The organism is Luteibacter pinisoli (assembly GCF_006385595.1).
Lineage (GTDB): Bacteria > Pseudomonadota > Gammaproteobacteria > Xanthomonadales > Rhodanobacteraceae > Luteibacter > Luteibacter pinisoli.
Map to the genome: position 1 here is coordinate 778924 of NZ_CP041046.1, position 21905 is coordinate 800828.

Here is a 21905-nt window from a genome sequence, read left to right on the forward strand (position 1 = left end):
ACATGGAACATGACGAGGTCTATCTCATCGACATGTGGCGCCTGGTGCGCCGCCAACGCTGGTGGTTCGTTGGCGCGTTCGCCATCGTGCTGGCCCTGGTCGCCGGCTACCTGGCCACGGCGAAGCGCCAGTGGGAGGTGGATGCGTGGATCCAGATTGGCCAGGTGGGACCGACTCCCACGGGCCAGGATCCGAAGGTGGAGTCCCTGCTGCGCGTGATGGAGCGGTTGAAGACCGACGCGTTCAAGGATGAGGTGCTCAGCGGCCTTGGCCTGCCGCTAAAGGGGCCGGAAGCGAGCCTGTACCGGGGAAGCCTGAAGCTGGACCCGCAGCCGTACGCCAACCTGCTGCACATCACGGTGCGCGCCTATTCCCCCAACGATGCCCGCCAGCTCGCCCTGGCGACCGTGGACCGCCTGCACACGATCCACCGCGGCATTGGCGCCGCGCCGCTGCGCGCGGCGTACCAGCGCCTTGCGGAAATCGACAATGAACTGTCGTCGGCCCTGGCCGACCGGGCCCGCCTCCGTGAGGAAGCCGGCGCAGCGCATGCCGAGGGCGCGCTGGCCAGCTTCTCGCTCGCCGGCACCGACCAGGGCATCCGCGACCTGCAGCAGGCGCGCAACGAGATCAGCACGCGCCTGGAGGCCAACTACACCTTCGAGACGACGATGCCGTGGCCGGTGCATGTCTCGGAGAACCCGGTGGCGCCCATGGTGCCGCTCGTCGCCGGCCTGGGTGTGCTGGGCGGCCTGTTCCTGGGCGTGCTGGCCGCGATCGCGGCGGATGCGCGCCGGCGTTCAACCCGCGCGCCCGTAGTCGGCACTCACTGGGCAGGAAACCGGCACGGCGGAGAACACGATGAGTACACGGCACGACCTGGCAGCGCCGACGCCGCTTGATATCCGCCTGCGCGAGACGCAGGAAGCGTTCGACAGCGTGGCGGCCGACTATGACGGGCCGCGCGGCAACAACGAACTGATCCAGCGCATGCGGCACACGTTGTGGGCCACCGTGCGCGAGGAACTGCCGGCGGGCTCGCGCCTGCTCGACCTGGGCTGCGGCACGGGCATCGACGCGGTGGAGTTTGCCCGCAGCCGCTTCCAGGTCACGGCCAGCGACTGGTCGCCACGGATGGTGGAGCGCGCTCGCGACCGGGCCGAAGCGGCGGGCGTGGCGTCGCGCATGCAGGCCGTGCACGTCGGCGTGCAGGAGCTTGACCGGATCGAAGGTGAGTTCGACGGCATCTATTCGAACTTCGGGCCACTCAACTGCGCGCCGGATCTTCGCGAGGTGGCCGCGCAGTGCGCACGCCTGGTGCGTCCCGGTGGCACGCTGGTGTTTTCGGTGATGGGCCGGATCTGCCCGTGGGAGGTCGCGCACTACGCCGCCCGTGGCCGCTTCCGTCGCGCCCTGGTCCGTGGCGCGCGAGGTGTCACGCCGGTTGGCATGAACCGCCACACCATCTGGACCTATTACTACATGCCGCGCGAGTTCTATGCGGCGTTCGCCGAGCATTTCGCGCTCAGCCAGTACCGCGCGCTCAGCCTGTTCCTGCCGCCGCCGTACATGGTGGACCGCGTGCGCCGCCGGCCGGGCTTCTACGATCGGCTCGGCCGCATGGACGATCGCCTGGGCAAGCTTCCCCTGCTGCGTGACATGGGCGACCACTTCCTGATCGTGATGCACCGCCGATGAGCGGGCGGCATGCCACCGGGGCGGTGCTGCGCGGCGCGCTCGCGCTGACTTCGCGCGGCCTCGAACGGCATGCACCCGCGGTGCAGGGTGTCCATTTCGCGGCGCGCCCGCCGCGTGGCGCCGTGGAAGTGGATCTGCGCGGCCATATCGTGCTGCCTGGGTTGATCAATGCGCACGACCACCTGCAGGTGAATTGCGTGCCGCCGCTACCGGGTGGCCAGCACTTCGCGAACAGTTACGCGTGGATCGATGCGTTCCAGGCGCACTTCGAACACCCAGACGTGAAAGCGGCCCTGGCCGTGCCGAAGGCGGTGCGCCTGCGCCACGGCGCGCTGAAGAACCTGCTCGCCGGTGTCACCTGCGTCGCCCACCATGATCCCTGGGACGCAACGCTGGACGCCGACGATTTTCCCGTGGCGCTGCTGCGCGGGCATGGCTGGAGCTACGCGCTGGGTGGCCCGGCGTATGGGCCACCGGTACGCGAGAGCTTCGCGGCCACGCCCGCCGACAAGCCCTGGATCATCCACCTCGCGGAAGGCAGCGACGCCGTCGCGCGCGCTGAACTCGATGCCCTCGATACGCTGGGCTGCCTGGCGCCGAACAGCGTCCTGGTGCACGGCGTCGGCCTCAGCGAAGACGACATGGCGCGCGTGGTGGCGCGCGGTGCGGCCGTGGTCTGGTGCCCGGCCAGCAATCGCAACCTGCTGGGCACCACGCTGGATCCGCGCCCGCTGGCCGCAGCCGGCCGGCTCGCGCTCGGCAGCGACTCGCGGCTCTCCGGCGCGCGTGACCTGCTGGACGAACTGTGTGGCGTGCGCGAGCGCGACGAGTTTTCCTCCGCGGCCCTGCTCGCGCTGGCGACGTCGGATGCCGCGCGGATCCTGCGCCTGGCGGGCCACGGCACGCTGGATAGCGGCGCGCCGGCCAATTTCATCGTGGTGGCGGATCGTGGCCACGCGGGCCCCGCGGCGCTTGACGGCGTGCGCCGTGCGGATCTGCGCGCTGTCGTGCGTGACGGCCGCCCCTGCGTGGCCGACCCGGATTTCGCGCCCTGGTTCGCCGCGGCGGGTGTCGACACCGCGGCAATGACCCTCGACGGCCGGCCGAAGCTGGTGGATGCGCGCCTTGCCGACCCGGCGCTGATCGCGCTGGAGCCCGGTTTCGAGCGTCATCACCGCCGGGTGCATTGACCATGCACGCCGCACCCGTCCTCGATCCCGCGCCCGCGTATGCCTTGTGGGCCGCGTCGTATCCGGCGCACGCCCACAATCCGCTCATGCACGCCGAGGAGCGCGCCATGCTCGCGCTGATGCCGTCGCAGCTCGAAGGCCGGCGCGTGCTCGACGCCGGCTGCGGCAGCGGGCGCTACCTTCGCCATGCGCTGGCACGCGGGGCGACGTCGCTGGTGGGCGTGGACCTCTCCGGCCCGATGCTGGCCCGGGCGACGGCGTTGTTCGACGACGCGCCCGCGACGGCCCACATTGCGCTTGCCCAGGGCGACCTCACGGCGTTGCCGCTCCCCGACGACAGTGCCGACGTGCTGCTCTGTGGCCTCGCCGTGGGCCACGTCGACGACCTCGCCGCCGTGATCCAGGAGTTCGCCAGGGTGACGCGCCCGCACGCCACGCTGGTGGTGAGCGACTTCCATCCCGTGGGTGCGGCGCTCGGCTGGCAGCGTGATTTCCGCGCCGACGGCAAGCGTTACGCCGTGCATCACGCGATCCACTACTACAGCCACTGGCATGCCGCCTGCGCGCATGCCGGCCTGGTCATCGACGCCGTCGCCGAGCCCCGGCTCGACCGCGCGGACATTCCCCCGGGTGCGCGGTTCGATCCGGTCGCCCTTGATGTACCCGTGGCGCTGGTCATGCGCCTGCGCCACGCCACCACCTGACGGCACGCCATGTCCCACACCTTGCTGGTCAACCCCACGATCACCTCCCGCCAGGGCGCGCGCTTTCCGCTGGCGCTGCTCAACCTGTCGGCGGCGCTCGACCGCCGCGGCGAGAGCACGATCATCGACGGCAACGTGGACCGCGACATCGTCGACGCGACGCTGCGCGCCATCGCGGCGAAGCCGGTGGACGCGGTGGGCATCAGCGTCATGGGTGGCCCGCAGATGGAACCGTCCATCGCCGTGTCGAAAGCCGTCCGCGAGCACCACCCGCACCTGCCCATCATCTGGGGCGGCTATTTCCCGACGCTGTATACCGATACGGCCCTGTCCGCGCCGTACGTGGATTACGCCGTGCGCGGGCAGGGCGAGGAAACCATGCCCGACCTGATTGCCGCACTAGCGCGCCCGGATCGCGACGTATCACGCATCGCCGGCATGTCGTGGAAAGACGCCGACGGCCACGCCGTGCACAACCCCAATCGCAAGTTCCACCTGACCGATCCGGGCATCGTGCTGCCTTACGACAAGCTCGGCGACCCGCGCCAGTACCTTGCGCGCACCTTCCTTGGCCGCCGCACCGCCGCGCACCAGTCGGCGATCGGCTGCCGCTTCCGCTGCACGTTCTGCGGCGTGGCCGCGATGTTTGGCGGCACGACGCAGCTTCCTGCCGCCGCGCGACTGGAACGCGACCTCTCGTACCTCAAGCACCACCTGGGCGCGGATTCCATCCAGTACTTCGACCACAACTTCTTCGACCGCGAGCAGGACATGGTGCCGTTGCTCGAGGTGATGGCGAAGATGGAGCTGCCGTGGTGGTGCTATGCGCGATCGGACGCGCTGCTGAATCTCTCGGAAAGCACCTGGAAGCTGGTCCGCAAGAGCCGCCTGCGCATGGCGTACATCGGCGCGGAGTCGCCCAGCGGGGCGATGCTGAAGGAGATCCGCAAGGGCACCCGCCCGGACCAGACCCTGGAAGTGGCCGAGCTGTGCCGTCGCCACGGCGTGATTCCCGAGCTGTCCTTCATGGTGGCTCCGCCGGAAAACACCGAGGAAGAAACGCTGCACACCTTCGAGTTCATCCGCGAGCTGAAGAAGATCAACCCGGCGTCGGAAATCATCGTGTACATCTACACGCCGTTGCCGGAGAGCAGCAAGCACGAGAAGGACCGTGGCAAGCGCGCCTCGATGCCCTTGCATGATCTCAATGGCGAACCGGTGGTGTTCCCGTCGTCGCCGGAGGAATGGACCGAGAAACGCTGGGTGGACTACGCCTGCCACGCGGACGCACCGTGGCTCACCGATGACCTGCGCCGGCATATCCAGGATTTTGTCACCGTGTTGCGCTGCCGCTTTCCAACCGTGCAGGACATGCGCTCGCCGCCGTGGGCCAAGCGCAGCCTCAGCGCGCTGGCCGCGTGGCGCTACCAGCGCCGTCGCTACGACAAGCCGTGGGAACTCAACCTGGCCAACCGCCTGGTGAAGCTGCGCCTGCCGCAGGTCTCGGGCATCTAGGTGGGGCGAGCCATGCGCGTCGTCCAGCTCAACCTGCATCCGGCGCCGCAGGGCATGGCGCCCGAAGCGTTGTTCGCGCACTGGCCGACGCTGGCCGACCTGCCCGAGGCGGTCGCCGCCAGCGGCGTCGACGTCAGCGTGTTGCAGGCGGCGCACCATGCCACGCGATTCGCGCGCCATGGGGTGGATTACCGCTTCATGGATGTCCGCGGCATCGCCGCGCCGCGTGCCCGCGCGCGACGCGTGGTGGAAGCGCTGCGTGTCGGGATGCCCGACGTGCTGCACGTCCACAGCCTGGCCTGCGCCGAAGAGGCCTTTGCCATCGCCCAGGCGCTTCCGTCGCTACCCATCGTGCTGCAGGACCACGCGGATCGCGTGCCGAACTGGTGGCGTCGCAGCGCATGGCGGCGCTGGATGCGCAGCGTGGATGCGGTGGCCTTCACGGCTACGTCGCTCGCCCACCGCTTCGAAACGGCGGGCGTGTTCCCGCCCACGCTGCGCGTCGTGGCGATTCCCGAATCGAGCAGCCGGTTCACGCCCGGAAGCCGCGACGCGGCACGCCTGGCGACGGGGATCACCGGTGCGCCGGCCGTGCTTTGGGTAGGCCACCTCAATGACAACAAGGATCCGCTGACCGTGCTGGATGGCTTCGCGCGCATGGCGGTGAAGGTGCCGGAGGCTCGCCTGTACCTCGCTTACGGGACTGCGCCCCTGATGGATGCCGTGCGTCGGCGCATCGACGGTGACGGCCGGCTCACCGATCGCGTTCACCTGTTGGGCAACGTGCCGCACGCCGAGGTGGAGACCCTGATGCGCGCCGCCGATGTGTATGTCAGCGGCAGCCACGCGGAGAGCTGCGGGTTCGCCCTGCTGGAAGCGATGGCCTGCGGTATCGCGCCGGTCGTGACCGACATTCCGTCCTTTCGCGAGCTCACCGGCAACGGTGCCGTTGGCCGCCTCTATCCGGCGGGGGACGTGGCGGCGTGCGCCGAGGCCCTGCTCGGGGCCGCGCGCAACCGGCCGCCGCGTGAACTGGTGCGCGAACACTTCCAGGCCCGGCTGTCGTTCCCGGCGCTGGGGCGGCGCTGGGCTTCCGTGTACGCGCAGCTGCTCGATGCGCGGAGGCTGCGCGCATGAAGCTTGGGATCATCCTGCCGGGTGGCGTGGATCGTGGCGGCGAGGAGCGGGTGATTCCCGTGTTTCTCGCCCTGATCGAGCGGCTGGCGCGCGCGCACGATGTGCACGTGTTCGTCTTCCACCAGGAAGCGCGTGCGGCACGCTGGACGCTGCGCGGCGCGCAGATCCACAACATCGGCGACGGCCGGACGACGGCGCGGGCGGTGCTGGCGATTCGCCGCGAACATCGCGTGGCACCCTTCGATGCGTTGCAGGCCCTGTTCTCCGGCTCGTGTAGCCTGGTCGCGGCGCTGGCAGCGGTGCTGATCCGCGTGCCTTACGCCGTGCACATCGCCGGCGGCGAACTCGTGGCCCTCGACGACATCGACTACGGTGGCCGCCGTCGCTGGCGCAGCCGTCTGCGCGAAGCCGTGGTGCTACGCGCGGCGGCCAGCGTCACGGCAGCCAGCGCGCCGATCATGGACGCCTTGCGTGACCTTGGCATTCCCGCCGACCGCGTGCCGTTAGGCGTGGATCTCGATCGCTGGGCGCCACTGGCGCCGCGCGGCCGCACGCGCGCCACGCTGCGCCTGATCCACGTCGCCAGCCTCAACCGGGTCAAGGACCAAAGCACCTTGCTGATGGCCCTGGCGCTCGTGGCAAAGCAGGGCATCGCGTTTGACGTCGACATCGTGGGCGTCGATACGCTGGACGGGCGCATCGAAGGCATCTCCCGCGAGCTCGGCATCGACGACCGCGTGCGCTTCCTGGGCTTCCGTACGCAGGCGGCCTTGCGGCCTTTCCTCGCCGCCGCGGACCTGCTGGTGATGTCATCGCGCCACGAAGCCGGCCCGCTGGTGTTGCTGGAAGCGGCCGTGGTGGGGGTGCCGGCGGTGGGTACCGCTGTCGGCCATTTCGCGGAATGGGCGCCCGAGGCGACGCTGGCGGTTCCGGTGGGCGATGCCGCCGCACTCGCCAACGGGATCATCGCGCTGGCCAACGATGAAGCACGGCGCCTGCGTATCGCGACGGAAGCCCAGCGCCGCGCACTTGCCGAGGACGCCGATGCGACGGCACGCGCGTTCATGGCCCAGTACGAGGCCATGACGGGCGCCGGGCGGCGCCTAGGCCAGCTCGCCTAGCGCAGCGCGAACCACGTAGAGCGTATCCATGCGTGGGACCGGCCGGGTCAGGCCAGTGACCAGGCGTGCGACGTGACCACGGCGTACCCATGTCTGCCCTTGCAGCCAGACCTGCGTGCGCAGCATATCCGCGCGCTCCTCGCGGCTTTCCGTGGTGGGGCGTACGCGATTCACGAGCAGGCGGCTGATGTCGCCAGCCGTACGTGCCCACTCGGCACCCGGCAGCAGGTTCAGCCACAGGTTGGAGCACGACACGCGAGTGATCGTCTGCCGACGTGCGGCGAGCCGCAGCAGGCGCGGACAGTCGCGCCGGGTTCGCTCGAGCACCGCGCGTGGTACGCTGCCGGGGAAATAGCGCGCGACAAGGCGCAGCGGCGGCCATGCCCACCACGGTGGCTCCGTGCCTTCCCACAGCGTGTTCCATGCCTCGCGCGGCATGCGCCGGGCGAGCTGGGCGATATCGTGCAGATGGAGCAGGCGCAGGCTGCGGCCGCAGATGTTACCCGCCGCATGCAGCAGCAGGTGCGCCATCAGCGCGCCCGTGGAAGGGTAGGGCTGGATGCCGGGTGCGGCGTCCTCGGGCCAGACGCTATCGGTGATGTCGACTGTACGGATCGGCAGGCGTTCGTGGATCCGCGTGTGCACTTCGATGTTCACCGGCGTATCGCGGTGTTCCCCCAGCCCGCGCACGGCCATGCCGCCGTGGGGCTTGAACACGCGGTGCTTCCATTGACGGAAGGATTCCTCGTAGCCCATTTCTTCAAGCAAGGCCTGCACGACGGGCAGGTCACGCGGGCGCACCAGCAGGTCGATGTCGGCCATCGGCCGCTCACCCGCGATATAGAGCCCCAGCGCGTGCAGGGCGGATCCTTTCAGCGCGACGAGGGGCAGCGCCATGCGCCGCGCACGGGCGTCCATCTGCGCGAGGAGGCCGGCGATGCGTTGCTGGCGGATTTCCACGTGTTCGCGCTGGCTGGCCAGGAAATCCTGCCAGCCCGGCGGTGCCCACGTGGAGAATCCCGCAAGCAGCGGCGATACGCCATGGGCCACGGCGGCCGCACCGGCCAGCCGCCATTCCAGTTCACTCCATGCCGGCTGCGTCGTGCCGGAGGTGCCATGGGCGAGTTCCGTGGCCAGCGCCTCGGTGGTGAGTGCCAGGCCGCGTTTCAGTTCCGGCAGGGGCGGCAGCATGCTCATGCCCCGGTGGCGAGCCGCGCCCACGCAGCCTGCGTCGGCTCGGCATTGCGGTGCTGGTGTTCGCGCGCCACCAGCGCCGTCCAGTCCGCATCCAGCGCGTGGCCGGGTGCGGTGACTTCGCGATGCAGCAGGTCACGCACTTCGCGATAGAACGCCGTGTCGTAGGCGCCGCGGAACATCATCGCCAGGTCGTTGCTTTCATCCCAATGCGTCTTCTGGCCAAGCTGTGCACGCACTTCTTCAAAGAACTTCGTGCCCGGCAGCGGATACGACACGCTGACGCCGATATCGTCGGGCGCGGCGGCCTGCACCAGCGCCCGCGTGGCGAGTACATCGTCGAGCTCTTCGCCGAGGTAGCCGAGCTGGATGAAGAACCCAACGCGAATGCCCCGCGCACCCAGCCGCTCGCGCGCCGTGATCAGGTCGGGCACCTTGGTGCCCTTGGTCATGCGGTCCAGCACGCGCTGGCTGCCGCTCTCCGCGCCGATCCACGCTTCGACGCAGCCCGCCGCGGCCAAAGCCGTCGCCATGCGCTCGCTGGAAAGGTCCGCGCGGGTCTGGATCATGAAAGGCACCGAGCCGCCGTTGGCCTGCAGCTCGCTCGCCAGCGCGCTCACCCAGTCCACGTGGAAGCCGAAGATGTCGTCGGCCATCCAGATGTGGTCCGGCGCGTAGGTCTGTTTCAGGAAGCTCATCTCGGCCGCGACTTCCTGCGGTGGTCGCTGGTTGTAGTGATTGCCCCAGATGGGCTTCGCGCACCAGTTGCAGCGGAACGGGCAGCCCCGCGACGCGGCCATGTTCAGGCTGAAATAGCCGTGGCGCTCCATCCACACCGCGCGATAACGCGGCATGTCGACGAGGTCCCACGCGGGCAGGCCGGCAATGCGCGGATCGGGCGGCACGACGCCGAGGCGGGTGACCCGCGTGCCCACCGGTGAACGGGTGGCAATGCCCGGCAGGCCATCCGTCCACGCCTCCACGTCCATGTGTGGATCGCGGTCGAGGCGGTTGGCCAGTTCCATCAGCGCGGCGATGCCTTCGCCGGTGAGGACGGCATCGGCACCGGCGGCGAGGAACGCTTCCGGATGGTCGGAGGCATCCGAGCCGGCCACGAGCACGCGGGCGCCGGTGGCCTTCGCTTCGCTGATCATCCGGCACGCGGCCTCGCGCATGTTGCCCAGGCACATCTTGGTCAGGAAGTTGAAGTTGTCTTCGTAGAAGACGACCAGTTCGGGACGCTGCGCATGCAGCAGGGGCGCGAAATCCTCCACGCCCTCGGCCAGCATCGCATCGAACAGGCCCACGGCGTGGTCCATGCGCCGCAGCAATGCCGCAACCTGCAGGGTGGCCAGCGGCGGGTACGGCTTGCCGCGCTCCCACTGCTTGCGGTCGTAGCGCAGGAAGTAGGAGTGGCCGACCAGGATATTCAGCATGGGTGGAACGCCTTTCGCGTCATGCGGGTTAGCCGTGAGTGCCCCCCTGCCGGGGGCAGGTTGCGACCCCGGCAGGCACAACCTTCCGCCCTGGGCCGGGCACCTACGGCGGTTACCCCGGCGACCGCGACGATGGCCATGACCGACCTTTCCGCTGCACACGAGTTCGCCGCCGATCCCTTTGGCGAGCGGATGCGCCTGCCGTACGCGCGCAGCTGGCCGGTGCTTGGCGCCTCGTTCGTCTTCGCCAGCAACAGCGACGCGCTGCTCGCCCTGGCGGCGGCCGCGTACGACAACCTGCCGGCGCACCGCCTGGGCGCGGTGCCCCCGGTCTTCCAGGTCGAGTTGCGCCTCGTCCCCGCCGTGGGCGGCCCATCGGGTGAACCGCCACCGGTGCGCACCTCGTCGGGTGGCGGCCTGGTCATGGGCATGGTGGATGCGGCGAACCACGTCATCGTCTCGCCGGCGCAGCGACGCGCCGTGGTCACAGTGTCCGAAGACCGCCTGGCGTACCCCTACCACGTGCGTTACGAGCTGATCGAGTTCGCGGTGTACCTGCTCGCCGCACGCGGCCAGGAACTGGTGTCACTGCACGCGGCCTGCATCGGCGGTGAAGGCCGCGGCGTGCTGCTGCTGGGGCCGTCCGGCGCCGGCAAGTCCACGCTCACGTTGCAGGCGGCGCTGGACGGCTACGACGTGATGGCCGAAGACGGCGTCTTCGTCGATCCGAAGCGCATGCGTGCCACGGGCGTGCCGAACTACCTGCATGTGACGGAGCAGAGCCTGCCCTGGCTCGAACCCGCCGCGCGGCGAAGCGTCATGGCATCGCCGCGCATCCGCCGGCGCAGTGGCGTGGAGAAGTTCGAAATTGACCTGCGCAAGGAGGGCAGCGGCATGCGCCCCGCGCCGGAGCCCTTCGACATCGTGGCCACGGTGTTGCTGTCACCCCAGCGCAGCGATGGGCCCTTGCTTGAGCCGCTGACGCGCGACGAGGCCATCGTCCGCCTCGCCAGCGACCAACCCTACGCGGCACGCCAGCCCGGCTGGCGGCGCTTCATCGACAACGCGTTGCACCGAGGCGTGTGGGTGCTGCGACGCGGGGCCGATCCGCGTGCCACGCTGGATGCGCTGGCACCCTGGCTGACCCTGCAGGAAGCGGTGGGCTAGGCGTGCGCCTGCCATCGGCATGGCGTGACCTGCTGGCGCTGATGCCGCGCGCGGAGCGTGCGTCGCTGTTGCTCTATGCGTTGCTGTCCGTGGGCGCGGCGGTGAGTGGCAGTGTCTCGGCGGTGTTGCTCGTGCCCCTGGTGCAGCCGGGGCATGCGGTACCCCTGGCAAGCCATGACATCACGACGAACGCGGCGTGGTTTGCCCTTAGCGGCGTGGCCTTCGCGGTGCTGCGCTGGCAGGCCGCGCGACTCGGCGCCGCGCAGGTGGCGCGCTTCGCGGTGCGCGTGCGCGGTGACGTGCATGGCCACCTGCTCGACGTGCCGCTGGCGGCGCTGGCCGATGCCAGCTCGGCGGAAATCGCCAACGTGCTCACCTATAACGGCGAGATCCTCGTGCAGGGCTTCAGCGCCCTGCAGCAACTGGCGGTCGCCTTGCTGACCTCGCTGGTCAGCATCGCCTTCGCGTTCTGGATTTCGCCGGTGCTGATGCTCGCCATTCCCCTCCTGCTGTGCGCGATCGTCATCACCTCGCGCGTCACGGGGCGTGAGCAGGCCGAGGTCAGTCGTCGTTACGTCGCCGACATGACGGGCCTGTTCTGGCACAGCGAGGACTTTCCGCGCCGGCTTCGCCACGTGCGTTCGTTTGGGCGCGAAGCCGCGGAGCGCGCAAGTTACGGCGAGGTCTCCGAGCGGCTGGGCCAGGGCTATCGCCGCCAGCTCGAACTCGTGGCGTCCAGCCGCCTCGTGCTGGAAGCAGGCGCCGCGTTGGGTATCGCGGCGATGTTCCTTCTCGCCGACCGCTGGCGTGGCGTCGACGGCACGGCGCTCATCGCCGTGGGCTTGCTGCTCGGCCGGCTGCTGCCGTATCTCGTATCGACGCGGCAGGGCTTCCAGCAGCTGCGTTCCGCGCAGCCCGCCCTGGCCCTGTGGCAGCGCTATGTCGCGCTCGCCCCGGGCCCTCGTCCGCGTGTCGCGACCGCACCCCAGGGTGACGTACGGATTGAACACCTCCGCGTCCGTCCGCCGCGCGAGGGCATCACGCTGGAAGGGCTGCACCTGCGTCCCGGCGAACTGGTGCTCATCAGCGGCGAATCGGGCATCGGCAAGAGTAGCCTCGTCGATGTGCTGGCCGGCATGTCGACGCCCGAATCGTTCGTGGCCAGCGATGGCGGTGTACCGATGGATTTCCCGGCGTGGCGCGCCCGCGTGGCCCGCGGTGCCTACGTGAGCCAGGGCGTGCGCCCGTGGCAGCGTACGGTGCGCGAGGTGCTTGCCTGGGCCGACCCGGACGCCACCGAAGCGACGTTGCATGAAGCCCTGCGCAGCGTCGGCCTGGACCGGCGCGTGGACGCTTCGCCCCACGGCCTGGACCTGGCCGTGCACGGCGCCGACAGCCGCCTGTCCGGCGGCGAGCTGCAACGGCTGATGCTTGCCCAGGTGATCCTGCGCCGCCCGGTGCTGGCGGTGCTCGACGAAGCCACCAGTGCGCTGGATGCGGCCGCCGAGCTGGCGGTGCTGCAGGCCGTGAAGGCCAGCCTGCCGGGCGCGATGCTCGTGGTGGTCTCGCACCGCGACGCGGTGGCCACGCTGGCCGACGTCCGCGTGAAGGTGGAGGGGGATCGGGCGATGGTGGAGGTGTTCCCTCCCATTCGGACTATTGTTCCTTCGCGCTGGCAGGCCTAACGTCGATGCTGACGACAGCGGGGGGACCGCCGATATGCCAGCCAGGCGCACGATCCGACCATTCCTTGCCGGGCTTGCGCTCGCGGCGGCCTGTGCCAGCGCCGGTGGCACAGGCCAGCCCTCGTTCGAAAGCGTTGCAGCGCATCATCGCCCGGACCCCTGGCATAGCGACCCGTGTGGCCCGTACCGGCCTATCGCGGGGATCTGCCGCATGCTGCGCCCGGTTCGCGGTTAAGCCTCCTTCTGGGCTAGGCTAGGGCCCCGCCACCTGGGGAATCCTATGCGCTGCCTGTTTGCCGTCGCAACGCTGTCCATGCTTGCCGCTTCCCCCGTGTTCGCCAGCCGTGTCGCCATCGAGGTGGTGGACCCCGCGGGCAAACCGATCCCGGATGCCGTGGTGACGCTGGCGCCGAACGCGGGCACGCCATCGCGGACGACGGTGCCGGAAACGCGCTACGTCGACCAGAAAGACGAGACCTTCATCCCATATGTCACCGCCCTGCGCGTGGGCGATCGCGTGGTGTTTCGCAACAGCGACATCACGCGCCATCACGTCTACTCGTTCTCGGCGCTGGAAAAATTCGAATACATGCTGGCCCCGGGCGAAAGCTCGGCGCCGCTGGAAATGAAGCATGCCGGCAACGCGGCCGTGGGCTGCAACATCCACGACTACATGCTGACGTATCTCTACGTGACGAAGGATCCGGAGATGGCGGTGACCGACGCGAAGGGCAGGGCAACCCTCGATGGCCTCGCGGCGGGGCAATACACCGCGCATGCCTGGCATCCGCAGCTGCGGCCCGGCATCACGTTGCCGATCCAGGGCGTGACGCTGGTGGAAGGCACGCCGGGCACGCTTCGCTTTGTCCTCGCGCTGTTGCCCAATCCGCGCGGGCCGATGGATCGCGAGCACATCGGGTACTGAGCTGCCCATGCGCACGCCCGGCTTCCGCACGCGGCTGGCGCTGTTTTTCGTCGCCACGCTCATTGTCGTCCAGGGCATCACCGCCATCCTGGGCTACACCGTCGCGCGCCGCGAACTGGTCAAGGAGGGCGGACGCCAGCTCGCCGCCAATGCGCACGCCTTCGTCGCCCAGATGAACGACCTCTCGGCCAGCGTGGCCAGTGGCGTGCAGATCATGTCACTCGATTACGGCCTGCGTTCCGCCATCGCCGCCAGTGACCGTGACACGATCCTCTCCGTGCTACGCAACCACGGCCGCCGCGTCGGCGCCTCGCGCATGCAGTTGCTGCACCTGGATGGCAGCGTGCAGGTCGACACCGCCGGTACCAATGAAGGCCGGCCCTTCGCATGGCCCGACCTGCTGGCCCGCGCGTACGACGAGCGCACCGCAGCCGTCGCGGTGGCGGGCGGCAAGGCCTCGTGGGTCGTGGTGGTGCCGATCTATGCGCCGCAGCCGGTCGGCCTCGTGGTCGCCAGCATTCCCGTGGACGATGCGCTGATCGCGCACATGCAGCAGCTCTCCGCGCTGCCGCGTGACGTCGAGCTGGCGACGCCGGTGAAGGGCGGTTACGCGGTGATGGCGCGAGGCACGTCCCATTCCGAGCTCACGGCGCAGTTCCAGGGTGGCAACCCGCTGCCCTCCGAACCGCGGCTCACCCAGATCGCCGGGCGCGAATACCTCGTCCTGGCCCAGCCCCTCACCCAGCCGCGCGGTGGCGGCGCGGTGTATGCGGTGCTCGGCTACTCGCTCGACGACGCGTTGCAGCCGTTCCAGCCGGTGTGGAACGCGTGGCTGGCGCTGCTCCTGCTCGCCCTCGTCGCCGGTTTCCTGGTCGCGTGGCTGGTCGCCCGCGGTGTCTCCCGGCCGGTCGAGGCGCTGGCGGAATCGGCGCGACGCATCGCCGGCGGCGACTATCACGACGCCCCCGACGTGCGCCGCAACGATGAAATCGGCGAGCTGGCCAACGCCTTCCGCACCATGGGCGACGCGGTGCGCGAGCGCGAGCACCGAATCCGCCATCAGGCCCTGCACGACGAGGTCACCGGCCTGCCCAATCGCGCCGCGATGGAAGATGCCATCGACGGCGACCTTGCCGGTTCGCCGGGTGAACATGGTGCCTTGCTCATCGTCGGCGTCACGCGCCTTCCCGACATCGTGAAAACCGTGGGTCACGCGCTGGCCGACCGGCTCATGCGCGACGCCGGCCAGCGGCTGTGCCATGTCGCCGGCCAGCACTTCGTCGGCCGCGCGACGGACACCCAGTTCGCGGTGTGGCTGAGCGGTGCGGACCGTGCCGAGGCGATCGCCGCCGCCTTCCGCATGGTCGACGCGCTGGGCCACCCCTATCAGGAGGCTGACGTCAGCATGGACATGGGGGCGGCGGTCGGCATCGCCCTGGCGCCGGCGCATGGTGAGCGCGCCGCGCCGCTGCTGCGCCGCGCGGAGGTCGCCGAGTTCGCCGCGCTCAAGTCCACCCGTGGCGTCGACGTCTACGACCCGCAGTCCGACCCGCACCGTCCCGAGCGCCTGGCCCTGATGAGCGAGCTGCGCGCCGCCATCGACGCGGACGCGCTGGAATTGTGGTTCCAGCCCAAGCTGCACCTGGCCGACGGCCGCGTCCACGCCGCCGAGGCGCTGGTCCGCTGGCACCGTCCGGGCCGCGGCATGGTCCCGCCCGAGCAGTTCATCGCGGTGGCGGAAGAAACCGGCAACATCGGCCGGCTCACCCGCTGGGTGCTCGCCCACGGCATCGCCCATGCGGCGGAGCTGGCCCACGCCGGCTATGGCGTGCGGGTGTCGTTGAACCTCTCGGCCCGCGACATCGGCGATCCCGGCCTGCCCGACCGGGTGGCCGAGCTGCTGCAGGCGCACGGGGTGCCCGCGTCAGCGATTGCCCTGGAGGTGACCGAGAGCGCGGTGATCGGCGAACCGGAGGCTGCGCTTCAAGTCCTGCGCCGGCTAGCCGATATGGGTATTGAGATGGCGATCGATGATTTCGGCGTCGGCCAGACCTCGTTCGCTTACCTTCGCCGCCTTCCCGTCAAAGAACTGAAGATCGACAAGATGTTCGTCCAGCACCTCGCCCATGACCCCACCGACCGGACCATCGTGCGTTCGCTGGTGGAGCTCGGCCATCGCCTGGGTTACCGGGTGACCGCCGAAGGGGCGGAGGATGCGGAGACCGTGGCCTTCCTCGGCGACGTGGGCTGCGATGACGTCCAGGGCTACCACGTGGGCCGCCCGACGGACTTCGCGTCTTTCGTGGCGCACCTGAGTACGCGCGAATCGGGTGGGGCGTGACGCCGCGCCTGGTCGCCGGTTTTCTCCTTGCCAGCCTCGCCACGTCCTTCGCCGCCGCGCAGGACGTGAAGGTGCACGCGTTCGCGGACGCCCGGCTGGTCGACGCGCCTTCGGATGAAAGCTTCATGGACGGCGGCCCCGGGCGCACCCGCTACGGCGACGACGCCCACGGCGCCCGTTTCGGCGCGGCGGGCATCGTCGCGACGGCGCAGGTGACGCCGTCGATTTTCGCGCTCGCCGATGTGCAGCTGCAGCGCACCTACCGCAATGACTGGCAGGTGCCGGAGGCCTATGTGCGCTACCGGCCGGTGTCGCTGTCGGCATGGCGCCTCGCGGTGAAGGGCGGCATCTACTTCCTGCCCATCTCGCTGGAAAACGACGGCATCGGCTGGACCAGTCCCTGGACGATCACCCCATCGGCGATCAACAGCTGGGTGGGTGAAGAGCTCCGCGGCATCGGTGGCGACATCCGCGAGGAATGGCGCGGGGAAAGCGGCACGGCCACGTTCGGCGGTGGCCTCGTCAGGCACAACGACGTCGCCGGCCAGGCGCTCGCCGTGCGCGGCTGGTCGCTCAGCGACGTCACCATGGGCTACGGCGGACGCCTGCCCGAGCCGGATGACGAAGACCGCCACGAGCGCTATGCACCGTTCCAGTCCATCGGCGGCCGTACCGGCTGGTATGCCGATGGCGAATGGGCATCCCGGCAGGGCTTGCGGCTGCGCGTGCTCCATTTCGATAACCGCGCCGACCGCACGGCGTCGCGCATGTACCACGGCGATGATCATCTCTACGCGTGGCGGACCCGCTTCTGGTCGGCCGGAGCCGAGCTGGAGTCCGGCCCGGTGACCTGGATCGCCCAGGGCATGGACGGGGACACCGAGGCCTGCCCGCCAATCCGTTGCTTCCGCTACCGGTTCCAGAGCGCCTTCCTCCTCGCCGGCTGGAACCGCGGGGCATGGCGGCCCACGCTGCGCTACGAAACGTTCCGCACCTGGGTGGATGGCGAGCGCGGTCATGCGCTCACCGCGGCGCTGAACTGGCGGCCGCTGGACTGGCTGCGGCTCACCGCCGAGTGGCTGCACGTGGATGCCAGCCGCGCCGGCCGCTCCGATTTTGGCCTCGGCCCGCGCGAACAGGGCAACCAGGTGCAGTTGCTGGCCCGGTTGTTGTACTGACCACACACCATCTATCGTCACGTTAAACCTTGGGGCACCGCGTGGAGCAGCACGACATCTGGGAGCGTAAATACAACCTCGCCCTGGAGCGGATGGAGCGTGACGAGCGCGATTTCCGCGCCATCGAGGAAAGCCTGCGCCGGCTGGTGGTCAGGCTGGCGGCGCTTGCCCGTGGCCAGAGCGAGAAGGCCGACCGCCTCCTCGACCAGCTCAACGAAGGCCTGCGCCACGCCATCACCCCCGATGCGCTCGAACCCCTGCTGGATGGACTGGCCGAGGCCGTGGCGGCGCTGGACGCCCGCGTGCCGGACGAGGCCCTAGCGCCCGCACCCGATGCTCCGGAAGCTCCGGCGGAGCCTGTTGAAGCGGCCGACAGCGAAGCGGTGAAGTCCTTGCGCGCCGACGTGGCCAAGCTGCAGAGCCTGCTGGCCGAGGTGAGCGGGCGCCTCGGTGACATGACCCGCTACCTGATCGCCGAACTCGAAGACACGACGTCCGGCAGCGACCCCGGCCGCCTGCTTGGCGAGCAGGTGAGCGAAGAAATGCGCCTGCTCAGCGAACACACGCAGGAGGCCAGCGACGTGGCGTCGCTGCGCGAACAGGTCACCCGCCGACTGGCGATGATCGACCAGCACTTCCATGTCTATCGCGAGCGCGAGGACGCCAAGCTGGCCTCGTACCGCGAGCGCGCCGAGCGCATGCGCGACCGCGTGGAGGAGCTGGAAACCCAGGCCACCTCGCTGCAGGATTCCCTGCGCCGCGAACACGAGCTCGCCCTGACCGACCCGCTCACCACCCTGCCCAATCGCCTTGCCTACGAACGGCACATGGCCGAGCTGGAAACCGAGGTGCGCGAAGGCCGGGCCGTGGCCTGCCTGGGCGCCTTCGACATCGACCACTTCAAGACGATCAACGACAGCTTCGGCCACGCCGCCGGCGACGCCGTGCTGCGCATCGTCGGCCACGCGCTCGCCACCACGCTGGAAGGCCGCGCCTTCGTGGCACGCTACGGCGGCGAAGAGTTCGCCGTGGTCTTCGCCGGGTTCACTGCTGACGCGGCGCTGGTGCTGGCGCGCGAGCTGTGCGCCACCGTGGAAGGCCTGGCCTTCCACGCCAGCCAGAAGCCGGTGCGGGTGACCATGTCCGGCGGCCTCACCACCATGGGTGCGGGCGAACGCGCTGCCACGGCCTTCGACCGCGCCGACCGCGCCCTGTACGCCGCCAAGCGGGCGGGGCGTAACACCTGTGTGGTCCTGTAACACGGGGCCACGAAGCCGCTAACGATTCCCACACGGGGACGCGGCCATCATCCAGGCTGGAAAGCTGCAATCTCCCGGCGCCACGCCGCGGCCACACTCGGCGGCGCCGTGTTTTTCCTGAGCCCCCAGGAGCTTCGTCATGTCCGAATCCGCCGATAAGCCGTCCGGTCCCGACTTCACGCAGGGCGTGCCGGCCGGGTCCATCCCCACCGACGGCGTGCTGAAGGGCCACGTGGGCGATGACGCGGTGATCGTGGCACGGACGGCCGATGGCCTGGCGGCGATCACCGGCACCTGCAGCCACTACGGCGGTGACCTGGCGGAAGGCCTGCGCGTCGGCGATACCATCCACTGCCCGTTGCACCACGCCTGCTTCGACCTCGCCAGCGGCCGCGCGCTGCGTGCACCGGCCTTGTCACCGGTGGATCGCTGGAAGGTGGATGAGCGCGACGGCAAGGTGTTCGTGACGGAGAAGCTCGCCGCCCCCGGCCCCGCCGAGCCCACCGACACGCCCTCGCGCAAGATCGTCATCATCGGCGGTGGTGCCGCAGGCTTCGCGGCCGCCCAGCGGCTGCGCGACCTCGGCTTCGACGGCAGCATCATCCTGCTGAGCGACGACACGGATGCACCGTACGACCGCCCCAACGCCTCCAAGGATTTCCTCGCCGGCACGGCGCAGCCCGAGTGGATGCCGCTGAAGGACGAGGCGTTCTACAAGGACAACGACATTGATCTCCGCCTCGGTGTCGCGGTGGACCACGTCAACGCCGAACACTGCACGGTGACGCTGGATACCGGCGAGCGGCTCGATTACGACACGCTGCTGCTGTGTACCGGTGCCGAACCCATCCGTCCCGACGGACCCGGCTTCGACGGCCCGGACGTGTTCACCGTGCGCACGATGGCGGACGCGCAGGCGATCATCGATGCCGCGGAGGGTGGTGGCCCCATCGCGGTGGTGGGGAGCAGTTTCATCGGCCTGGAAGTGGCGGCTTCGCTGCGCGAGCGTGGCGTCGACGTGCATCTCATCGGCCCCGACGAGGTCCCGCTGAAGCGCGTGCTCGGCGACGCCATCGGCCAGATGATCCGCACGCTGCACGAAGCGCACGGCGTGAACTTCCACCTCGGCCGCAAGGCCACCGGTTATGTCGACGGCGCCGTGACGCTCGACGACGGCAGCTGCATCAAGGCAGCGAAGGTGGTGCTCGGCATCGGCGTTCGTCCGCGCATCGGCCTGGCCGAAGCGGCAGGCCTCGACCTCGACAACGGCGTCCTCGTCGACGCCACCATGCGCACGTCCAACGAAGACATCTACGCCGCCGGCGACATCGCCCGTTTCCCGGGCCTCGACGACTCGCGCCAGCGGGTAGAGCACTGGGTCGTCGCCGAACGCCAGGGCCAGGTCGCTGCCGCGGCCATGCTGGACATCGACGAGATCTACAACGAAGCACCGTTCTTCTGGAGCGTGCATTACGACACCAGCATTCGCTATGTCGGCCACGCCACCGAGTGGGATGATGTCGAAGTCGTCGGCTCCATCGCGGACAAGGACGCCGAGGTGCGCTTCAAAAAGAACGGCCGCGAACTCGCGGTGGCGACGATCAACCGGGACAAGGCGTCGCTTGAAGCGGCCGAGCGCCTGGCTAACGCGTAGGCCAGCCAGGTGACACGTAAGGTCAGATCGAACGAACGCGGAAGTTCCGGCCCTTGATCTTGCCTTCGCGCAAACGGTTGAGTGCCTTGTTGGCAAGGTCGCGCTTGATGGCGACGTACGCGCGGGTGGCGTAGACGTCGATCTTGCCGATGTCGCTGGCGTTGAGGCCGGCGTCACCGGTCAGGGCGCCAAGGATGTCGCCGGGGCGCAGCTTGTCCTTGCGGCCGGCGTCGATCACCAGCGTCTTCATCGGCGCGAGGTTGAGCACTTTGCGGCCGTCACCCGGCTTGGCGGGGTAGCGGGCGAGGGGTTTGCCGATGCGCTCTTCGATGGCGCGCAGCTTGTTGAGTTCGCGCGAGCTGGCCAGGGTGAGCGACAGGCCGGTGGCGCCTGCACGGCCGGTGCGGCCGCTGCGGTGGGTATGCGTGTCCGGGTCGTGGGCGACGTCGTAGCTGACCACCAGCGGCAGGCCTTCGATATCGAGGCCGCGCGCGGCGACGTCGGTGGCGACGAGGACATTGCAGCTGCGATTGGCGAAGCGCACGAGGGCTTCGTCGCGGTCGCGCTGTTCGAGGTCACCATGCAGGGCGATGGCGCTGAAGCCCAGGCGGTCGAGCGCGGCAGCGAGTTCGTCGGTATCCTTGCGCATGTTGCAGAACACCAGCGTCGACTCGGGCTTCTCGTGGTGCAGGATGCGCGCGAGCAGGTCGGTCTTCAGGCCCGGCTCCACTTCCACCACCCGCTGTTCGATCGTGGTTTCGGTGTGCGGCTCGTCGATGGTGACGATCACCGGGTCCTTCTGCACGCGGCCGCTGACAGCGCGGATTTCATCCGGATACGTTGCCGAGAACAGCAGCGTCTGGTGATGCTTCGAGATGCGCTTGACGATGTCGTCGATCGCTTCCTCGAAACCCATGTCTAGCATGCGGTCGGCTTCGTCGAGCACGAAGGTTTTCACGCCACCGGCGTGCAGGCTGCCGCGCTTGAGGTGCTCCTGCACGCGGCCGGGCGTACCGACGACGATGTGCGGATCGTGCTCGAGCGAGGCCAGCTGCGGGCCGAGCGGCATGCCGCCGCACAGGGTCAGCAGCTTGATGTTGGGGATGTTCGTGGCGAGGCGGCGGATGGCCTTGGCCACCTGGTCGGCCAGTTCGCGGGTAGGGCAGAGCACCAGCGCCTGCAGGCGGATTTCGGAGGGATCCAGCCGCTGCAGCAGGCCCAGGCCGAAGGCGGCCGTCTTGCCGCTGCCCGTCCGGGCCTCGGCCATCACGTCGCGGCCGGCGAGGATCGGCGGCAGGCTTTCGGCCTGCACCGGGGTCATCTCGGTGTAGCCGATAGTCTCGATGGCGGCGAGGAGGGCGGGCGAGAGGTCGAGCTGGTTGAAGGTGTTCATCCCCCATTTTCGCACGAACCCGCTCCCGGGGCGGGATTGTCAGCGCCCCTGGTGCGTTGCCTGGACCGCCGCGTGGGACGCCTGTTCCAGATGGGCGTAAAGCAGGCTGGCCACGTAGATGCCGACGGCGGCCGCGGTGAACCAGAGATAGCGTCGCGTTTTGTCCGAAAGATGGCGGGGCCGGCGCGGGGTGCCATGGTCGGCGTGAGGCCGCTCCGCGCGGGCGCGGCGGAAATGACCGAAACGGGCACGGCCAGACGCCGGGCGCTCCGGCTCTTGCGCGGCATGACGCGGGCTATCCATGATTT

Annotated in this window: 18 protein-coding genes; 14 read left to right on the forward strand and 4 right to left on the reverse strand. The window is 69.5% G+C overall.

The features are described from left to right. The first annotated feature begins 2 nt into the window (after positions 1-2). The 7 genes from FIV34_RS03460 to FIV34_RS03490 are packed head-to-tail and all read left to right on the forward strand — an operon-like array spanning position 3 to position 7365. On the forward strand, positions 3-902 hold the full coding sequence (locus FIV34_RS03460) for a Wzz/FepE/Etk N-terminal domain-containing protein (RefSeq protein WP_139979709.1): 900 nt from the start codon (positions 3-5) through the stop codon (positions 900-902). Then, positions 862-1698: a class I SAM-dependent methyltransferase gene (locus FIV34_RS03465; protein WP_139979711.1), complete on the forward strand. Its 837-nt coding sequence runs from the start codon at positions 862-864 to the stop codon at positions 1696-1698. Before FIV34_RS03460 ends, FIV34_RS03465 begins: the two co-directional genes overlap by 41 nt. Next, positions 1695-2888, forward strand: coding sequence for an amidohydrolase family protein (locus tag FIV34_RS03470; protein ID WP_139979713.1), 1194 nt, complete (start codon positions 1695-1697; stop codon positions 2886-2888). Before FIV34_RS03465 ends, FIV34_RS03470 begins: the two co-directional genes overlap by 4 nt. A gap of 2 nt (positions 2889-2890) precedes the next feature. Next, the gene (locus tag FIV34_RS03475) at positions 2891-3592 is read left to right on the forward strand and encodes a class I SAM-dependent methyltransferase (protein WP_139979715.1); all 702 of its coding nucleotides are present in this window, start codon (positions 2891-2893) and stop codon (positions 3590-3592) included. 9 nt (positions 3593-3601) lie between these two features. Continuing rightward, positions 3602-5107: a B12-binding domain-containing radical SAM protein gene (locus FIV34_RS03480; protein ID WP_139979717.1), complete on the forward strand. Its 1506-nt coding sequence runs from the start codon at positions 3602-3604 to the stop codon at positions 5105-5107. A gap of 12 nt (positions 5108-5119) precedes the next feature. Then, on the forward strand, positions 5120-6244 hold the full coding sequence (locus FIV34_RS03485; RefSeq protein ID WP_139979719.1) for a glycosyltransferase family 4 protein: 1125 nt from the start codon (positions 5120-5122) through the stop codon (positions 6242-6244). Continuing rightward, the gene (locus tag FIV34_RS03490; RefSeq protein ID WP_139979721.1) at positions 6241-7365 is read left to right on the forward strand and encodes a glycosyltransferase family 4 protein; all 1125 of its coding nucleotides are present in this window, start codon (positions 6241-6243) and stop codon (positions 7363-7365) included. The genes FIV34_RS03485 and FIV34_RS03490 overlap by 4 nt, the downstream gene beginning before the upstream one ends. Here FIV34_RS03490 and FIV34_RS03495 read toward each other — a convergent pair. Then, on the reverse strand, positions 7348-8556 hold the full coding sequence (locus FIV34_RS03495; protein WP_139979723.1) for a nucleotidyltransferase family protein: 1209 nt from the start codon (positions 8554-8556) through the stop codon (positions 7348-7350). The two genes, FIV34_RS03490 and FIV34_RS03495, sit on opposite strands and share 18 nt — an antisense overlap. 2 nt (positions 8557-8558) lie before the next feature. Further along, positions 8559-9995: a B12-binding domain-containing radical SAM protein gene (locus FIV34_RS03500; protein ID WP_139979725.1), complete on the reverse strand. Its 1437-nt coding sequence runs from the start codon at positions 9993-9995 to the stop codon at positions 8559-8561. Between the two features lie 138 nt (positions 9996-10133). Between FIV34_RS03500 and FIV34_RS03505 the strand changes: the two genes are divergently transcribed. From FIV34_RS03505 to FIV34_RS03540, 7 genes are all read left to right on the forward strand, one after another. After that, the gene (locus tag FIV34_RS03505; RefSeq protein WP_246058739.1) at positions 10134-11162 is read left to right on the forward strand and encodes a serine kinase; all 1029 of its coding nucleotides are present in this window, start codon (positions 10134-10136) and stop codon (positions 11160-11162) included. A 2-nt stretch (positions 11163-11164) separates the two neighbouring features. Next, the gene (locus tag FIV34_RS03510) at positions 11165-12847 is read left to right on the forward strand and encodes an ATP-binding cassette domain-containing protein (protein ID WP_246058740.1); all 1683 of its coding nucleotides are present in this window, start codon (positions 11165-11167) and stop codon (positions 12845-12847) included. A gap of 280 nt (positions 12848-13127) precedes the next feature. After that, positions 13128-13772 carry a carboxypeptidase regulatory-like domain-containing protein gene (locus FIV34_RS03515; protein WP_139979729.1) on the forward strand — a complete coding sequence of 215 codons (645 nt, stop codon included), beginning with the start codon at positions 13128-13130 and terminating at the stop codon, positions 13770-13772. A gap of 7 nt (positions 13773-13779) precedes the next feature. Next, positions 13780-16113: a putative bifunctional diguanylate cyclase/phosphodiesterase gene (locus FIV34_RS03520; protein WP_139979731.1), complete on the forward strand. Its 2334-nt coding sequence runs from the start codon at positions 13780-13782 to the stop codon at positions 16111-16113. After that, entirely contained in the window at positions 16110-17291 is a 1182-nt protein-coding gene (locus FIV34_RS03525) for a hypothetical protein (protein ID WP_139979733.1), read from the forward strand. The genes FIV34_RS03520 and FIV34_RS03525 overlap by 4 nt, the downstream gene beginning before the upstream one ends. A 41-nt stretch (positions 17292-17332) precedes the next feature. Next, positions 17333-18550, forward strand: a complete 1218-nt coding sequence (locus FIV34_RS03535) for a GGDEF domain-containing protein (protein ID WP_170207501.1) — start codon at positions 17333-17335, stop codon at positions 18548-18550. A gap of 139 nt (positions 18551-18689) precedes the next feature. Further along, positions 18690-20204, forward strand: coding sequence for an FAD-dependent oxidoreductase (locus FIV34_RS03540; protein WP_139979739.1), 1515 nt, complete (start codon positions 18690-18692; stop codon positions 20202-20204). Between the two features lie 22 nt (positions 20205-20226). Here FIV34_RS03540 and dbpA read toward each other — a convergent pair whose 3' ends face one another. After that, positions 20227-21597, reverse strand: coding sequence for an ATP-dependent RNA helicase DbpA (gene dbpA / locus FIV34_RS03545; RefSeq protein WP_139979741.1), 1371 nt, complete (start codon positions 21595-21597; stop codon positions 20227-20229). Between the two features lie 39 nt (positions 21598-21636). Beyond that, positions 21637-21900, reverse strand: coding sequence for a hypothetical protein (locus FIV34_RS03550; protein WP_139979743.1), 264 nt, complete (start codon positions 21898-21900; stop codon positions 21637-21639). Positions 21901-21905: the final 5 nt, after the last annotated feature.

What these genes read in the sequence shown, in the direction of transcription:
- FIV34_RS03465 (WP_139979711.1), top strand. Translation starts at nt 862, where the DNA reads ATGAGTACACGGCACGACCTGGCAGCGCCGACGCCGCTTGATATCCGC.
- FIV34_RS03505 (WP_246058739.1), top strand. Translation starts at nt 10,134, where the DNA reads ATGACCGACCTTTCCGCTGCACACGAGTTCGCCGCCGATCCCTTTGGC.
- FIV34_RS03520 (WP_139979731.1), top strand. Translation starts at nt 13,780, where the DNA reads ATGCGCACGCCCGGCTTCCGCACGCGGCTGGCGCTGTTTTTCGTCGCC.
- FIV34_RS03550 (WP_139979743.1), bottom strand. Translation starts at nt 21,900, where the DNA reads ATGGATAGCCCGCGTCATGCCGCGCAAGAGCCGGAGCGCCCGGCGTCT.
- FIV34_RS03515 (WP_139979729.1), top strand. Translation starts at nt 13,128, where the DNA reads ATGCGCTGCCTGTTTGCCGTCGCAACGCTGTCCATGCTTGCCGCTTCC.
- FIV34_RS03490 (WP_139979721.1), top strand. Translation starts at nt 6,241, where the DNA reads ATGAAGCTTGGGATCATCCTGCCGGGTGGCGTGGATCGTGGCGGCGAG.
- dbpA (WP_139979741.1), bottom strand. Translation starts at nt 21,597, where the DNA reads ATGAACACCTTCAACCAGCTCGACCTCTCGCCCGCCCTCCTCGCCGCC.
- FIV34_RS03500 (WP_139979725.1), bottom strand. Translation starts at nt 9,995, where the DNA reads ATGCTGAATATCCTGGTCGGCCACTCCTACTTCCTGCGCTACGACCGC.
- FIV34_RS03485 (WP_139979719.1), top strand. Translation starts at nt 5,120, where the DNA reads ATGCGCGTCGTCCAGCTCAACCTGCATCCGGCGCCGCAGGGCATGGCG.
- FIV34_RS03475 (WP_139979715.1), top strand. Translation starts at nt 2,891, where the DNA reads ATGCACGCCGCACCCGTCCTCGATCCCGCGCCCGCGTATGCCTTGTGG.
- FIV34_RS03495 (WP_139979723.1), bottom strand. Translation starts at nt 8,556, where the DNA reads ATGCTGCCGCCCCTGCCGGAACTGAAACGCGGCCTGGCACTCACCACC.
- FIV34_RS03460 (WP_139979709.1), top strand. Translation starts at nt 3, where the DNA reads ATGGAACATGACGAGGTCTATCTCATCGACATGTGGCGCCTGGTGCGC.
- FIV34_RS03480 (WP_139979717.1), top strand. Translation starts at nt 3,602, where the DNA reads ATGTCCCACACCTTGCTGGTCAACCCCACGATCACCTCCCGCCAGGGC.
- FIV34_RS03470 (WP_139979713.1), top strand. Translation starts at nt 1,695, where the DNA reads ATGAGCGGGCGGCATGCCACCGGGGCGGTGCTGCGCGGCGCGCTCGCG.
- FIV34_RS03540 (WP_139979739.1), top strand. Translation starts at nt 18,690, where the DNA reads ATGTCCGAATCCGCCGATAAGCCGTCCGGTCCCGACTTCACGCAGGGC.